Source organism: Pseudoxanthomonas sp. PXM02 (genome assembly GCF_014851805.1).
Taxonomy (GTDB): Bacteria; Pseudomonadota; Gammaproteobacteria; order Xanthomonadales; family Xanthomonadaceae; genus Pseudoxanthomonas_A.
Genome location: NZ_JACVAK010000001.1, coordinates 447,401 through 462,941, shown reverse-complemented (window position 1 = coordinate 462,941; position 15,541 = coordinate 447,401). Strand labels below are relative to the sequence as shown.

15 protein-coding genes and 1 pseudogene are annotated in these 15,541 nt (G+C 67.3%); 10 read left to right on the top strand and 6 right to left on the bottom strand.

Annotated features, from left to right (window positions below; all coding sequences use genetic code 11):
* The first annotated feature begins 140 nt into the window (after positions 1–140).
* From ubiG to IB225_RS02050, 6 genes are all read left to right on the top strand, one after another.
* A complete protein-coding gene (gene ubiG, locus IB225_RS02075) occupies positions 141–860 on the top strand; it encodes a bifunctional 2-polyprenyl-6-hydroxyphenol methylase/3-demethylubiquinol 3-O-methyltransferase UbiG (protein ID WP_192309304.1) in 720 nt (239 codons plus the stop codon).
* A complete protein-coding gene (locus tag IB225_RS02070; protein ID WP_192309302.1) occupies positions 857–1,552 on the top strand; it encodes a phosphoglycolate phosphatase in 696 nt (231 codons plus the stop codon). Before ubiG ends, IB225_RS02070 begins: the two co-directional genes overlap by 4 nt.
* 102 nt (positions 1,553–1,654) lie before the next feature.
* Positions 1,655–2,356, top strand: a complete 702-nt coding sequence (locus IB225_RS02065) for a squalene/phytoene synthase family protein (protein ID WP_192309300.1) — start codon at positions 1,655–1,657, stop codon at positions 2,354–2,356.
* 112 nt (positions 2,357–2,468) lie between these two features.
* The gene (folE2, locus tag IB225_RS02060; protein ID WP_225583201.1) at positions 2,469–3,401 is read left to right on the top strand and encodes a GTP cyclohydrolase FolE2; all 933 of its coding nucleotides are present in this window, start codon (positions 2,469–2,471) and stop codon (positions 3,399–3,401) included.
* A 133-nt stretch (positions 3,402–3,534) separates the two neighbouring features.
* On the top strand, positions 3,535–5,139 hold the full coding sequence (locus IB225_RS02055) for a diguanylate cyclase (RefSeq protein WP_192309296.1): 1,605 nt from the start codon (positions 3,535–3,537) through the stop codon (positions 5,137–5,139).
* A complete protein-coding gene (locus IB225_RS02050; protein ID WP_192309294.1) occupies positions 5,140–6,054 on the top strand; it encodes a hypothetical protein in 915 nt (304 codons plus the stop codon).
* Between the two features lie 133 nt (positions 6,055–6,187).
* On the opposite strand, the pseudogene IB225_RS02045 reads toward IB225_RS02050, so the two are convergent.
* The 3 genes and pseudogenes from IB225_RS02045 to yidD all read right to left on the bottom strand — a co-directional run.
* A pseudogene (locus IB225_RS02045) lies at positions 6,188–6,934 on the bottom strand (M23 family metallopeptidase); the annotation flags it as partial.
* Positions 6,935–7,038: 104 nt separating this feature from the next.
* Positions 7,039–8,385: a dihydroorotase gene (locus IB225_RS02040; protein WP_192309292.1), complete on the bottom strand. Its 1,347-nt coding sequence runs from the start codon at positions 8,383–8,385 to the stop codon at positions 7,039–7,041.
* Positions 8,385–8,645, bottom strand: coding sequence for a membrane protein insertion efficiency factor YidD (yidD, locus tag IB225_RS02035; protein ID WP_192309290.1), 261 nt, complete (start codon positions 8,643–8,645; stop codon positions 8,385–8,387). The genes IB225_RS02040 and yidD overlap by 1 nt, the downstream gene beginning before the upstream one ends.
* Before the next feature lie 95 nt (positions 8,646–8,740).
* Between yidD and dksA the strand changes: the two genes are divergently transcribed.
* On the top strand, positions 8,741–9,844 hold the full coding sequence (gene dksA, locus IB225_RS02030) for an RNA polymerase-binding protein DksA (protein WP_192310817.1): 1,104 nt from the start codon (positions 8,741–8,743) through the stop codon (positions 9,842–9,844).
* A gap of 79 nt (positions 9,845–9,923) precedes the next feature.
* The gene (locus tag IB225_RS02025; protein WP_192309288.1) at positions 9,924–10,379 is read left to right on the top strand and encodes a nucleoside deaminase; all 456 of its coding nucleotides are present in this window, start codon (positions 9,924–9,926) and stop codon (positions 10,377–10,379) included.
* Positions 10,380–10,397: 18 nt separating this feature from the next.
* Here the strand turns inward: IB225_RS02025 and IB225_RS02020 are convergent, their stop codons facing one another.
* The 3 genes from IB225_RS02020 to cysS form a co-directional block, all read right to left on the bottom strand.
* Positions 10,398–11,639, bottom strand: coding sequence for an MFS transporter (locus tag IB225_RS02020; protein ID WP_192309286.1), 1,242 nt, complete (start codon positions 11,637–11,639; stop codon positions 10,398–10,400).
* On the bottom strand, positions 11,636–12,073 hold the full coding sequence (locus IB225_RS02015; RefSeq protein ID WP_192309284.1) for a SufE family protein: 438 nt from the start codon (positions 12,071–12,073) through the stop codon (positions 11,636–11,638). The genes IB225_RS02020 and IB225_RS02015 overlap by 4 nt, the downstream gene beginning before the upstream one ends.
* A 158-nt stretch (positions 12,074–12,231) precedes the next feature.
* The gene (gene cysS / locus IB225_RS02010) at positions 12,232–13,620 is read right to left on the bottom strand and encodes a cysteine--tRNA ligase (protein ID WP_192309282.1); all 1,389 of its coding nucleotides are present in this window, start codon (positions 13,618–13,620) and stop codon (positions 12,232–12,234) included.
* A 142-nt stretch (positions 13,621–13,762) separates the two neighbouring features.
* Here cysS and IB225_RS02005 point away from each other — a divergent pair, with 142 nt between their 5' ends.
* Entirely contained in the window at positions 13,763–14,266 is a 504-nt protein-coding gene (locus IB225_RS02005) for a hypothetical protein (protein ID WP_225583188.1), read from the top strand.
* 273 nt (positions 14,267–14,539) lie between these two features.
* Positions 14,540–15,541 (top strand): N-acetylornithine carbamoyltransferase, encoded by a 1,002-nt coding sequence (locus tag IB225_RS02000; RefSeq protein ID WP_192268709.1) that lies wholly within the window; start codon positions 14,540–14,542, stop codon positions 15,539–15,541.

Here is a 15,541-nt window from a genome sequence, read left to right as displayed (position 1 = left end):
ATCCAGGCTAACGCCGGGATCCATGTGCATGTCGGGTTTATTGTTTCCGGCGCTGCCCCACGCAAGATCAAGATGGGTCCCAGCGTTCGCTGGGACGACCGAGTGGCGCCTCGCCGGGTCTGCCGCTCTACAATGGCGGCATGACGACCACGACTTCGCCCCTCGACGACAACTTCAGCCAGGCCGAACTCGACAAGTTCGGCGCGCTCGCCAATCGCTGGTGGGATCCGGACGGCCCGCAAAAGGCACTGCATGTCTTGAATCCGGTCCGCCTGGCGTACGTGCGCGACCGAGTGCGCCTGTCCGGTGCCACCGCACTGGATGTCGGCTGTGGCGGCGGCCTGCTCAGTGAGGCGCTGGCGCGTGAAGGTGCGCAGGTCACCGCGATCGACCTGGCGCCGGAACTGGTGAAGGTGGGGCGGCTGCACAAGCTGGAGTCCGGCGTGCAGGTCGACTACCAGTTGCGTTCGGTCGAATCACTGGCGGAAGAACGGCCGGGCAGCTTCGACGTGGTCACCTGCATGGAGATGCTGGAGCACGTGCCGGATCCGCTGTCGATCATCCGTGCCTGCCACACGCTGCTGAAGCCGGGTGGCCAGCTGTTCCTGTCCACGCTGAACCGCACGCCGGCCGCGTTTGCGCTGGCCATCGTCGGCGCCGAGTACATCGCCCGACTGCTGCCGAAGGGCACGCACCACTACAAGGAATTCATCCGCCCGTCGGAACTGGCTGCGTGGCTGCGCGAGGCGGGCTTCCAACTGCAGGACGTCACCGGCCTGGCCTACGAACCGTGGCGGCAGCGTGCGCGATTGACCTCGCGTACCGACGTGAACTACCTCGCCAGCGCGGTGAAGCCGTGACGGCTGCGACATTCCCGCGCGCCGCACTGTTTGATCTGGACGGCACGCTGCTGGACAGCGCGCCTGACATGCTGGCGACCGCCAACCGGATGCGCGCTTCGCGCGATATCGGACCGATGACGCTGGAGGTGCTGCGCCCGCACGTGTCCAAGGGCGCACGCGCGATGCTCGCCGCTGCGTTCCCCGAGATGGAGCAGGGCACGCGCGAAGCGCTGGTGCCGGAATTCCTGACGATCTACCAGGAAGAACTCGGCCGCCACAGCGTGCTGTTCGACGGGGTTGCCGAGATGCTCGAGGCTCTCGAATCGGCGGGTACCACGTGGGGCATCGTCACCAACAAGCCGGAATACCTTGCCCGCGACATCCTTCCTCAACTCGGGTGGGAGACGCGCTGCGCGGTGCTGATCGGTGGCGACACGCTGACCGAGAAGAAGCCGCATCCGCTGCCGCTGCAGGTCGCCGCCGAACGCATCGGCATCGCGATCGCCGACTGCGTCTACGTGGGCGACGACGAGCGCGACATCCAGGCCTCGCGCGCCGCAGGCATGCCGTCGATCGCCGCGCTGTGGGGTTATCGGCAGGCGCACGAGGATCCCGCCGAATGGGGCGCCGATGTGATCGCGGAACGGCCGGCGGAACTGCTTGACCCGGCGCTATGGCCCTCGCTTCGCCATCTTGTGGGAGCGACGTAAGTCGCGATCGGTCGACGATGGCGTTGATCCTGGCGCGTTCGTTTGGCATTCACCTGCAACTCCATCGCGACTTACGTCGCTCCCACATCGCCCCAGAACTTGATGTCCGATTCCGCCGCCCTCGACAGCTTCCTGCAGAAATGGCGCGCGCGCTGGCCCGAGTGGTCGGTGGCGGAGATTTTCGTGGCGCCCGCGCGCCGGGATATCGCCGTGGCGTGGTTCGCGCTGCTGCAGGAGTTCGATGACGTCCTGAACGTCAGTGGCGATCCGCTGCCGGCGGACGCCAAGCTGGCATGGTGGAGCGAAGAGCTGCGCGGCTGGGCGAACCAGCGCTCGCGCCATCCGTTGGGCAGGCGCCTTGAGCCGGAGCGCGCAGCCTGGGGACAGCTTGCGGACGCGTTGCCCACGCTCGTCGCTGCCCGGACGCAGCCGGTCGATGAGCAGGCGGCCTTCGCCGCACTCGCGGCGTACGGCGACGCCGTGGCTGCCGTGGAGGGCGCGGTCCTGGGACGGGCGCCGACGCCTCGTGCAGTGATCGCGCAGATGCTCGCGACGCGCCTGGCAGAAGCGGGTAGTGCGGCAGTACCTGGGCGTGACGCGGGCGCGGAAGCAGGTCTGCGCGGCTGGGCCATGACGTTGCAGCAGGCCTGGGGCAACCCGCGCCATGGCGCCCGTGAGCGCCGCATCCTGTCCGCCTATGCGCGGGCACGCCTGCATCGTCACGCCCGTCAGGGAGCGCCCGCGCCGCTACCCGGACAGGCGCGATTGCTGTTCACAGGCTGGCGCGCCGCCCGCGGCGACTGAAGCCTTGGCATATCGTTGCGATAGCCGCAGGAATCGGTCGTAACGGACTGTTTCATCTGGAGATTCGGGGCAAGGCGTACAATGCGCGGCATCCACTCCCCCGTGCATGACCATGGCTCCTTCGCTTCCCGTGGCGCCCCGCGCCGAACTCCCCGATGTCGCCTTCCAGCGCGTGCCGTTGGCGCGCCCTCTGGACTGGGTGGGCATGGAAAACATCGCGCTGCCCGTACGTATCGCCGACGGGCAGGGCGGGCAGCTGCAGGTGGCGGCCAGCATCGACCTCTCGGTGAACCTGGCCAATGCCGATGCGCGCGGCATCCACATGTCGCGCCTGTACCTGCAGCTGCAGGACGGACTGGCGCGAGAAGCGATCACGCCGGCGGGCCTGCGGCACCTGCTGCAGGACAGCGTGGCGTCGCAGTCCGGGCTGGCGACGAGTGCGCGCCTGAAGATCCGTTACGAAGCCCTGCTGCAGCGCAAGGCGCTGGAGAGCGACTACGCCGGCTGGAAGCGCTACCCGGTGGAGATCGAAGCGACGCTGGTCGACGGTCACCTGAATCTGGCGCTCTCGTTCGCGGTCGAGTATTCCAGCACCTGCCCGGCGTCCGCTGCGCTCTCGCGGCAGGCGAATGCCGAACGTTTCACCCGGGACTTCACCACGGCGCCAGCGCTGTCGGTCGATGCCGTGCACGACTGGCTGGCCTCCGAACGCGGCTTGGCCGCGACGCCGCATGCACAGCGCAGCCGCGCCAGCGTACGGGTGGAACTGCGTCCGCAGTTCGACGACCTGCCGCTCGTCGCACTGGTCGACGCCATCGAAGCCGCGCTGGGTACGCCCGTGCAGACGGCGGTGAAGCGTGTCGACGAACAGGCGTTCGCGCGTCTCAACGCCGAGAACCTGATGTTCTGCGAAGACGCCGCCCGCCGCGTGGCGTCCGTGCTCTCCACCGACGCGCGCGTGGCCCGTTACGACGCCACCGTGGCGCACTACGAAAGCCTGCATCCGCATGATGCCGTCGCACGCGTCAGTGGCAACAACGACTGATCTTTGCTCGATTAACATTTCCCCGCAGGGACGCGTTAAGCTCCGCCGCTGACTGCTCGGCGGAATGGATATGGGGAATCCACGGCGCCTGACCGGAGTCTGGTTGCTCTGGTGCTGCCTGATCGGGTGGGCGATGCCCACCCATGCTAAAACGCTTTCGCTGGCGCGGCTCACAGCCGATGCGCCCGCGCAGCAGGTCGTGTCCGGCGGACGTGATGCCGACTTCGCTGTCGCCAGGGACGGCGTGATCTTCGAACCCGATACCGCGCCGCGATGGTGGCGCGTGACCAGTCCTGTCGACGTGGATGCGGCATTGCAGCCGCATCTGGTGGTGCGCGCGCCGTACCAGAACCGGATCGAACTGTGGACCGGCCACGGCCAGCCGATCGTGCGCGGCCTGTTCGGCGAGAACGCCGATCTGGCGTTCTCCGCACGGGCGTTGGCGTTCCCGCTGCCGGACGGGCTCCGTGCCGGCCAGCCCCTTTATCTGCGCGTCACCTCCATCGGCGGTACGCCGATGCCGCTGTCGATCCAGCCGTTGCGCGAGGTCCATCGGCAGGATCTGGAACACGTGGCCTGGCGCGCGATGGTGCTGGGCGCGATGGGCGTGCTGGCGGTGCTGGCGCTGGGCTTCTGCGTGGGTCTGGGCGAACGCAGTTACGGCTTCCTGGCGCTGACGCTGTTGTCGCAGGCGCTGTTCCTCGCGCTGGCGGGCGGAGAGCTGCGCAGCTTCGAAGTCTTCGGCCATGTGCTGGGTTCGGATCCGCGCATGTCGCGGGTGGCGGGCATGCTGGCGGTGATCGCCAGCAATACTTTCCTGGCGTTCTACCTGGACCTGGCCCAGCGCGGTCCGGTGATCCTGCGCGTGCTGCGCGTATGCAACCTGCTGCTGGCGGGGCTGGTGCTGGCATCGCTGGTCAGCACCAGCACGCTCGTGGCGAAGATCGGCAATGTGGTGTTGCTGGTGGCGACCGCGAGTGTGCTGCTGGCCAGCGTGAGAGGGACCCTGCGCAACGAACGGCCTGCGTTCTTCCTGCTGCTGTCCTGGCTGCCGATGATGCTGTTGACGGCCGCACGGGTGGGCGAACTGCTTGGCTGGTGGGTGGGACCGCCATGGATGATCCACGCATTTCCGCTGGGCTTCGCGCTGGCGGGTCTGGTGCTGACCGTGGGTCTGGCCGACCGGATGCAGCAGCTGCGTCGCGACCGCGACCATGCCAGCCGGCTGGCGGCGCACGACACACTGACCGGCCTGCTGTCGCGCACTGCGATCATCGAGCAGCTGCAACGTGAAGTGGAACTTGCCCACGCGGAGGGATCGCCGTTGTCGGTGGTGTTCTTCGACATCGACCATTTCAAGCGGATCAACGACGAGCACGGCCACCCGGTGGGTGACCAGAGTCTGCGACTGGTGGCGACCCGTACGCGCGGGAAGCTGCGCAAGCGCGATTTCCTTGGCCGGTATGGTGGCGATGAAATGCTGGTGATCCTGCCGGACACGACATTCGACAACGCCCTGATCGTGGCGGAACACCTCCGTGCCGCCGTGAACAACCGGCCTTTGACCATCGACGGCCGCGTCATCGACACCAGCCTCAGCCTTGGCGTGGCGCAGCTAGCTTCCGGCGAAACCTTCGAGCGCCTGCTGGAGCGTGTCGACGTGGCGCTGTATTCCAGCAAATCGGCGGGGCGTGACCGCGTCACCGGCGACCTTTTCCCGCAACCAGGAGATGCCTGAGTGGATCCGCAGCCCGTCACCGCACGCTTTCCCGTCGAGCAGTTGCAGGTCGGCGACCTGCTGTTGATGCTCGGCAAGAGCCAGCTGTCCAAGCTGATCGCCTGGTTCGGCGACAGCACCTACAGCCATGTGTCGCTGGTGTCGGCGGATGGCCTGCTGATCGAGGGCATACGACCTGCCGTGAAGGAGAGTCCACTGGCGGATCGCCTGGCGCCGGACGGCCCGGTGGTGTTCGTGGACGCCTATCGCTCGCTCGCTGCGGACGGCGGCGAGTTGAGCGTGGATGATCGGGCGGCCGTGCTCCGTCACGCGCGCTCAATGATCGGCACGACATTCGCGCAGGACGACCTGGTGACGATCGGTCTGCTGGTCGCGCTGCGCGGCAAGCCGCGGCATCTGCCGGTCTGGCTGCGCTGGCTCATCCGTGAAGCCACCGAGCACGCGATCCGTGCCGATTCCGGCAGGATGCTCTGCAGCGAGTTCGCCTACCGTGCGTTCGCCGATGCGGACACGGTGCCTGCCCGTCGCCTCGCGCGCCCGATCGTGCTTGGCGAAGCCAGCGGCCTGCCGTTTCCCGATGTCGACTACGGCAAATTGCAGGAAGAAGTGCGCGAGATGCTGAAGCCCAAGCATAAGGTGCTGGAGCAGAACGCGGTCGGCGTCGAAGCGATTGTGGCTGGCGCGCCCGTGTGGGATACGGTCGACGCACTGGAACTCGACGATCCCGCATTGGATGCGTCGATCACCGCGCTGCGCGCGCAACTGGGACTGGACGCCGTCCACCCCGAAGGCGCGAACGCGGTGGATGGATTGATGGGCGTGGTGTGGCCCGACATCGGGCCGCCGAATCCCAAGCTGGTCCGGCCGCGGGACTTGGCCGACAGCCCCGCCAGCCATTTCTTGGGTCGACTCTAGGCCGCCACTTCCCGCGTTCGAGGATGAGCAGCGGATCGATGCGTGTATTGAACCGCGCCACCTGGAGCCTTCCGCGCCCGGGAACCAGAACGCGTCGCAACGCGCCCGGATGGTGAACTGTTGGCGGTTACTTCTACTTCCCGCGTTCCAGCACCAGCAGCGGATCGATACGCGTATCGAACCAGTTCATCCCCCAATGCAGATGCGGCCCCGTCGCACGCCCGGTCGCGCCGACCGCGCCGATGGTCTGGCCCGGTTCGACACGGTCGCCGACCTTCACGTCGATGCGCGACAGGTGGAGGAAGTTGGAGCTCACGCCGTGGCCGTGGTCGAGTAGCACGGTGCCGCCGGTGAGATAGAGATCCGGTGATGCGAACGTGACGATGCCGCCGGCAGGCGCCTTCACCGGCGTGCCGTTCGGTGCCGCGATGTCCATGCCCGAATGGCCGGCGCCGGGCTGGCCGTTGTAGACGCGGGCATTGCCGAAGCGGCCGCTGATGCGGCCCTGCACGGGCCACTGGAAGGGCAGGGCGAAGTCAGCGCGTTCGTCGTCGCGCACGCGCGCAGCGGTGACCAGGGCCTGTTCGCGCTGGATGCGCGCGGCAATCTCCGGTGGCGGATTGACGGTCTTCGGCGGCACGCCGTTGACATGCTCTGTCGGCCAGTCGCGCAGGGTCACTGCAAGGCTGACGGACTCCGTGCGCCCCGACGGCGTGGTGACATCGACCTTCAACGGGCCCGGCTCGTCACGGCCCACGCCGAACACGACGGTGCCGTACGCGGTGGTGCGCAGCAGGCGTTCGCGGTAACGCACCTGGCTGCCGGGCGGCACTTTGCCGAAGATCAGCGCGCCCTGGGACACGCTGGCCGGGAACACGACGCGTTCTTCCTGCGGCACTGGCGCCGCCGGGACCGTGTCCTGTGCGGCGACCAGCGGGATCCAGCCGGCACAGACAGCGGCGAACAGCGCCGCGACCGCCAACTTCAACGCGTGAACTCCAGGCGCTGGCCGTTGGGCGTGCCGACCAGGTGCTCGCCATTCCAGACCATGCGGCCATTGACCCAGGTGGCGCCGATGCGCGAGCGGAAGCTGCGGCCTTCGAACGGCGACCAGCCCACCTTCGACAGCACGTCCTCGCGCCTGACGGTGAACGGCTCGTCGTCGATCAGCACCAGGTCCGCGAAATAGCCTTCGCGCAGGTAGCCGCGCTCCTTCACGTCGAACAGCTGCGCCGGCGCATGGGCGAACTTCTGCACGACGCGGGTGACGTCCATGCGCTCCTCGTGCACCAGTTCCAGCGCGGCCACCAGCGCGTACTGCACGAGCGGCAGTCCGGACGGCGCCTGCACGTAGGGCTTCTCTTTCTCTTCCAGCGTGTGCGGTGCGTGGTCGGTGGCCAGCACGTCCACCACGTCGTCCACCAGCGCCCTGATCAGGGCTTCGCGGTCACTGGCGTCTTTGATCGCGGGATTGCACTTGATCAGGTTGCCGAGCGCGGCGTAGTCGGCGCGGTCGAAGCGCAGGAAGTGGATGCAGGTTTCAGCCGTGATCTTCTTGCGCGTGCCGTCGGCGGCGATCAGCGGGCCCGGCGTGAACAGCGCCAGTTCGTCGGCGGTGGAGATATGCAGCACGTGCAGGCGGGTGCCGTGCTTGCGCGCCAGCGACATCGCCAGCTGCGTCGACTTGATGCAGGCCTCGCGGCTGCGGATGTCGGGGTGGTGTTCGGCGCTCAGCGCATCGCCGTACTTTGCCTGGAAAGCCGCCAGGTTGGCGTCGATGGTCGGCGTGTCTTCGCAGTGGGTGATGATCGGCGTGGGCGCCTCGCGGAAGATCGCGTCCAGCGTCTCGGGGTTGTCGACCAGCATGTTGCCGGTGGACGCGCCCATGAACACCTTGATGCCCGGCGCCGTCTTCGGATCCAGCGTGCGGATCGCTTCCAGGTTGTCGTTGCTGGCACCCATGTAGAAGCCGTAGTTGCCCCACGCGCGGCCCTTGGCGCGCTGGTACTTGTCTTCCAGCGCGGCCGCGTCGAGCGTCGGCGGGCTGGTGTTGGGCATGTCCATGAAGGTGGTCAGGCCGCCGGCCACGGCCGCGGCCGACTCGGTGGCCATGTCGCCCTTGTGCGGCATGCCGGGTTCGCGGAAGTGCACCTGGTCGTCGATCATGCCGGGCAGCAGCCAGCGCCCGGCGGCGTCGATGACCGTTTCCCCGCCTTCGGGGCGGATTTCGGCGGCGATGCGGGCGATGCGCCCGTTCTCGATGCGCAGGTCACCCTCGGTGACGCGGCCTTCATTGACCAGACGGGCGTTGACGATGACGGTAGCGGGCATCAGCGGTTCCTGGAGGGGCAGGGGGAAGAGGAGGCGTCGTGATCGCACGACGGTACAGGATCGTGTCCGCCGGGATGCAGGGGGTGGCAGCGGCCGATCCGGCGGACCGCCAGCCAGCCGCCCTTCAGCGGGCCGAACCGGCCGATCGCCTCCATGGCGTACTCCGAGCACGACGGGACGAAGCGGCAGCGCGGTCCCAGCAGTGGGCTGATGAAGCGCTTGTAGCCCTTCAGCAGCAGGATGAGCAGGCGGGCGAGCATGGCCCGATGATACCGCGTCGGGTTGCCGCTGCCTCCCGGGTAGGCTATAAAAGCGCGCTTTCCCGATGCTCGGGAAGAACAAGGAAGCGCTGTTCGTGGCTGCAAAGAAACCTGCGAAGAAGGCCGCCAAGGCCGCCAAGAAACCCGCTCAGACCGTCGCCAAGAAGCCTGTCGCGAAGAAGGCTGTCGCCAAGAAACCGGCTCCCAAGCCGGTAGCGAAGAAAGCGGCTCCCAAACCTGTCGCCAAGAAGCCGGCCGCCAAGAAAGCGGCGCCGGTGAAGAAGGCTGCCCCGGCGAAGAAGCCGGCGGCCAAGCCCGCGGCGAAGCAGGCGGCACCGGTCAAGAAGGCGGTCGCCAAGGCGACCAAGCCCGCAGTTGCCAAGAAGCCCGCACCTGCCGCCAAGGCGGCTCCGGTGAAGGCGCCGGCCAAGGCCGCGAAACCCGCTCCTGCCCCCGCTCCGAAGCCTGCCGCGAAGCCGGCTCCGGCAAAGTCCGCCCCCACCGCGGCTGCGACCAAGACTCCTGTGCCTGCACCCGCCCCCAAGGCGGCTGCCCCGGCTCCGGCGCCCGCCGCCAAGGTTCCGTCCCCCCCGAAGCCTGTGCCAGCCCCGAAACCGAATACCAAGAACGCCAAAGCCTCTACCGCCGTCGAAGCGCCCGTGAGCCCCCGTCCCGCCGTTGCCCGCCCCGTGGGCAAGGTCGCGGTCGCCGTGGCTGCCCGCCCTGCGGCGCCGGTCGTGCGCGGCAAGGTGAAAGAAGTGCCCTACAAGACCGACGAAGCCACCGGTCGTCCGATCGTGCCGACCGGCTACAAGCCCTCGTCCGACGAGGAATACATGAGCACGCTGCAGCTGGAGTACTTCCGCCAGCGGCTGCTGCAGTGGCGTGCGGACCTGGTCGAAGAGTCCAAGCAGACCATCGAGAACCTCAAGGACGAAGTCCGCGACATTGGCGACGAAGCCGAGCGCGCGACCCGCGAGACCGAGAACTCGCTGGAACTGCGTACCCGCGACCGCTACCGCAAGCTGATCGGAAAGATCGACAGCACGCTCAAGCGCCTGGAAGCGGGCGACTATGGCTACTGCGTCGATACCGGCGAAGAGATCGGCCTGGATCGTCTTGAGGCGCGCCTCACCGCCGAGCGCACCATCGACGCCCAGGAACGCTGGGAACACATGCAGAAGCAGCAGGGCGACTGAACCCCGCCGCTGACGCACACCACAGAACCCCGCTCCGGCGGGGTTTTGTGTCTCTGGAGTACGTCGCACAGGAGGCCACATGCAGCACGAAGACTTCATGCGCCAGGCCGTGGCGCTGGCACGTGCCAACATCGCCGACGGTGGCCGTCCGTTCGGTGCGGTCGTGGCCAGGGCGGGCGAGGTGGTCGCACACGCGGCCAACGGCATCCATCGCGACCACGATCCGACCGCACACGCGGAGCTGCTTGCCATCCGCGCGGCAGCGAGCACGTTGGGCGCGCCGCGTCTGGACGGCTGCGTCGTCTACGCCAGTGGTCATCCCTGTCCGATGTGCCTGGCCGCGATGCACCTGTGCGGCATTTCGCAGGCCTGGTACGCCTACGGCAACGAAGACGGCGAGCCCTATGGCTTGTCCACCGCTGAGGTGTATCGCGAGATGGCGCGGGCGCCCGAGCAGCATCTGACGCTGCAGTTGCAGGTTCTCAGGCCCGAAGGCGAGCAGGGTCTGTACGACGAATGGGTTGCACGCCGCTGACGCAGCGCGCCGACGCGGTCACTGCAAGTCGCGCAGGTCCAGTCGCCGCAATCGTGGCGTCTTCCATGCGGTCACGCCCGCGACCGACAGGATCGCGAAACCGCCCAGGATCACGGCGGGCACCAGCCCCAGCAGCTTGGCCATGGTGCCGGCGTAGAACGCACCGAGTTCGTTCGACGAACTGACGAAGATGCCGTTGATCGACGAGACGCGCCCGCGCATTTCGTCCGGCGTCGACAGCTGCAGGATGGTCGAGCGCACCACCACCGACACACCGTCGCACATGCCGTAGAACAGCAGGATGACGGCCGACAGCCAGAAGCTGCGCGACAGGCCGAAGGCGATGACCGCCAGGCCGAAGCCCGCCACCGCGAACAGCAGCACGCGACCGGCATGCTTCTGCAGCGGATGCCGCGCCAGCCACAGGCCGACGCAGACCGAGCCCGCCGCCGGCATCGCGCGCAGGATGCCCAGGCCTTCGGGGCCGTAGTGCAGGATGTCGTGGATGAAGGCGGGCAGCATCGCCACCACGCCGCCCAGCAGCACCGAGAACATGTCCAGCGCCATCGCGCCCAGCATGATCTGGTTGTTCAGGACAAAACGGGCGCCCTGCGCGATGCTCGCGAACACTGGAAGACTGACCGCCGGCGGACCGGGTTCTTCCACCCGCAGCCGCGCCAGCACGGTGGCGGCCGCCAGCGCGAACACCACCGCCATCGCGTAGGACAGCGTCTTGCCGCCGAAACCGACCAGCAGGCCGCCCAGCGCGGGACCGGTGACCAGCGCCGCCTGGAAGATCACGCTGCCCAGGCCCGCCGCACGCACGAAGTCCTCGCGCGGCAACACCTTCGCGAACAACGCGTTGTAGACAGGACTCAGGAACGAGCGCGCCATGCCCGTGAGCGCGATGGCCGCATAGATCGGCCACGTTCCTTGGAAGGGCAGCCAACCTGCGGACACGGCCACCAGGATCACCGCCGTAGTCGCCAGCGCCGCGCAGGCGACGATGCCGACGCGTCGACGCGGCAGGTGGTCGACCAGGTAGCCGGCGAACGGTGCGACGCAGAAGAACGGCAGTACTTCGGCCAGACCGACCAGACCCAGCGAGAACGTGTCCCGGGTCAGTTCGTAGATATGCCAGCCGACGGTGACCGCGACGATCTGGTACGACAGCAGCGCGCAGATGCGGTAGGCGAGTACCGCCGAATAACCGCGGTTGCGGAGCAGTGAAAACGCGGAAGGCGTGCCGGTTCCGCTCACTTCGTGTTCGCGGCCGTCTCGCGGATGAAGGCCAGCAGCGACGCCAGTCCGTTCGAGCGGGTGGGCGAGAGGTGCTTCGCGAGCCCGATATCGGCGATGTAATCCGGCGACGTGGCCAGGATTTCCGCAGCCGGACGCCCGGAGTACACGCGCAGAGCCAGGAAGATCAGCCCCGAGACGATTGCCGAATCACTGACCGCATGGAAATCCAGCTTCGCCGCATCACCGCTGGGCACGATCCAGACCATCGATTGGCAGCCAAGCAGGCGATGCTCCTCGCGCTTCCAGTCATCGGGGAAGGCCGGCAGCTTCCGGCCCAGGTCGATCAGGTACTGGTAGCGTTCGGACCAATCGCCGAAGAAGGCGAATTCGTCCTTGATCGCCGCCTGCGCGTCGGCGGCGGTGGGTTCGAGCGGGAAGATCGTGTCGGTCATGGGGCTTTCTATCTGTCTCTAGAGCCCTTCTCCCGCCGGGAGAGGGGTTGGGGAGAGGGTGCGGCGAAGTCCATCAGGCACGGGCATCGGGACTGCGCCAAACCCTCATCCTGCGCTTCGCGCCACCTTCTCCCGGAGGGAGCAGGAAAGGGAGGGCATCACGCCCGCTTCCAGCGCACGCCCTGCGGCGTGTCTTCCAGCAGGATGCCTTCGGCGGCCAGCTGGTCACGGATGGCGTCGGAGCGCGCGAAGTCGCGGGACTGCTTCGCTGCCACGCGTTCGTCGATCAGCGCCTGGATGCGGGCATCGTCGTCGGAGGAGGTACCGCGACCGAACCATTCGGCCGGATCCTGCTGCAGCAGGCCTAGCACCCGACCCGCGCCGAGCAGTTCGCTCTTCAGTCGCTGCTTCTCCCCCTCGTCCGTCGCCTTGCGTGCCTCGGCAGCGATACGGGCCACTTCGGCCAGCGCCTGCGGGGTGTTGAGGTCGTCGTCCAGGATGTCTTCGATGAACTGCGGCGTCACAGCGACGGCGTCGATATCGCGCAGGTCGCGCAGCGTTCCGTACAACCGGTCCAGCGTGTTCTTAGATTGCTCCACCAGCGCCTCGGACCAGTCCAGCGGCTGCCGGTAGTGGGCCGAGAGCAACGCATAGCGCAGGCCTTCCGGCGGATGCTGCTGCAGCAGGTCGTGGACCTTCTCGATGTTCCCCAGCGACTTGCTCATCTTGGCGCCGCCGAAGTTGAGCATGCCGTTGTGCACCCAGAAGCGGGCGAACGTCTTGTGCGAGCCGTCGGCATGCTTGTGCGCGCACTCGCTCTGCGCCACTTCGTTCTCGTGGTGCGGGAACTGCAGGTCCACGCCGCCGGCATGGATGTCGATGGTCTCGCCCAGGTGGGCGGCGGCCATCGCCGAGCATTCGATATGCCAGCCCGGGCGACCGATGCCCCAGGGCGAGTCCCAGCCCGGCAGATCCGGGGTGGAAGGTTTCCACAGCACGAAGTCGCCCGGATCGCGCTTGTACGGGGCGACCTCGACGCGGGCGCCCGCCAGCATTTCCTCGGGATCGCGACGCGAGAGCTTGCCGTACTCGGCGAAGCTGCCCACCGAGAACAGTACGTGGCCTTCGGCGGCGTAGGCGTGTCCGCCAGCGATCAGCTGCTCGATCATCGTGATGATGTGGCCGATGTGGTCGGTGGCGGCCGGTTCGATGTCCGGGGCGAACTCACCGGTCACGCCCAGGCCGGCCATGTCCTCGCGGTAGGCGGCGGCGTAGCGGTCAGTGATGGCCGAGATCGCCACGCCCAGGTCCTTGGCCGCGGCGTTGATCTTGTCGTCCACGTCGGTGATGTTGCGGGCGTAGCGCAGTTGGCCGAAGCGGCGGCGCAGCAGGGCCGCCAGCACGCCGAACACGACGGGGCCACGCGCATTGCCGATATGGACGTAGTTGTAGACGGTGGGCCCGCAGACGTACATCGTGGGGATCGGGCCGAGCGGTTCGAAGTCCTCGACCCGGCGGGTGAGGTTGTTGTGCAGGCGCAGGGTCATGGGGACAGGGCAGGGGAGAGCCGTGGAATTCTAACGCCTGAGCCGCATGCGAGGGTCCGGCGACCGCTCGGGAGGCCGATGTTCAGCCCCACTCAAGGCGCCGTCCCTAAACTGTGACACCGGGATCCCACCTACAGGCCACATGCTCCGCCTCCGCACCGCCCTTCTCCTGTCCTGCTGCCTGCTTGCCACCTCTGTCGTGGCGCAGGAGCGGGTGATCCCGACGGAGAACGTCCGTCTGGACTATGCGCAGGTGCTGAGCGTCGAGCCGGTGTACCAGACCCTGCGGGCGACCCGCACCGAGCAGCGCTGCGACGAAGTGCCCGCGCCGAAGGCCGAGGTGCCCGCGCCGGCGAAGGACGAGGGTCGCTGGAACCGGATGGTCAACTCGGTGCGCGGCTGGTTCGGTGGCGACGAGCCGGAGCCGTCGGCGCCGTTGGCACCGCCCTCCACGATGAAGGTCAACTGCCGCACGGTGCCGATCGAGCGCGAGTTCCAGCGCCCGATCGCCTATGACGTGGACTACATCTACAAGGGCGTGAAGTACCGCTCGCGTCTGGCCGAAGATCCCGGCAACCGCCTGCGCATCCGTATCTCGGTGGTGCCCTACATCGCGCCTGCCCAACCCACGGCGAGCGGTCCCTGATTCTGTGCACGGTTGCACACGCAACCGAATCCGGCCTTGCGCTGCGCCGCAGCACATGCGAGCATTCGCGCCCATGAAGATGAACGCACACGCCCATGCTGACAGCGCGGCCTCCCAGGCCTCGAGCATGACGTCGCGTGCGCGTCGACCGGAATCCTGCATCTAGCTGGGTACCCCGGACGTCGTCGCCTGTTCACCGGAAACCCAGCCAGAGGCTGGGTTTTTTCGTTTCTGAAGTCCGTTTTGCCACATTCCCGAAACCAGGATGCCGTAATGAAGCACTTCTTGAACACGCAGGACTGGAGCCGTAGCGACCTCGATGCGTTGCTGACGCAGGCCGCCCTCTACAAGCAGAACAAGCTGGGCGACGCGCTGAAGGGCAAGTCCATCGCGCTGGTGTTCTTCAATCCCTCCATGCGCACCCGCACCAGCTTCGAGCTGGGCGCGTTCCAGTTGGGTGGCCATGCGGTGGTGCTGCAGCCGGGCAAGGATGCGTGGCCGATCGAGTTCAACCTGGGCACGGTGATGGATGGCGACACAGAAGAGCACATCGCCGAGGTGGCGAAGGTGTTGGGCCGCTACGTCGACCTGATCGGCGTGCGCGCGTTCCCGAAGTTCGTCGACTGGGCCTACGACCGCGAGGACATCGTGCTGAAGTCGTTCGCCAAGTACTCGCCGGTGCCGGTGATCAACATGGAGACGATCACCCATCCCTGCCAGGAGCTGGCGCATGCCCTGGCGTTGCAGGAGCACTTCGGCACGTCGGACCTGCGCGGCAAGAAGTACGTGCTCACCTGGACCTACCATCCCAAGCCGCTGAACACCGCCGTAGCCAACTCGGCGCTGACCATTGCCACGCGCATGGGCATGGACGTGACCCTGCTGTGCCCGACGCCGGACTATGTGCTGGATGAGCGCTACATGGGCTGGGCCGAGCAGAACGTCGCCGAGAGCGGCGGTTCGCTGCAGGTCAGCCACGATATCGACAGCGCCTACGCTGGTGCCGATGTCGTGTACGCCAAGAGCTGGGGCGCGCTGCCGTTCTTCGGCAACTGGGAGCCCGAGAAGCCGATCCGCGACCAGTACAAGCACTTCATCGTCGACGAGCGGAAGATGGCGCTGACCAACAACGGCGTCTTCAGCCATTGCCTGCCGCTGCGTCGCAACGTCAAGGCCACCGACGGCGTGATGGATTCGCCGCAGTGCATCGCCATCGACGAAGCCGAAAACCGCCTGCATGTGCAGAAGGCCATCATGGCGGCCCTCATCAAGTAA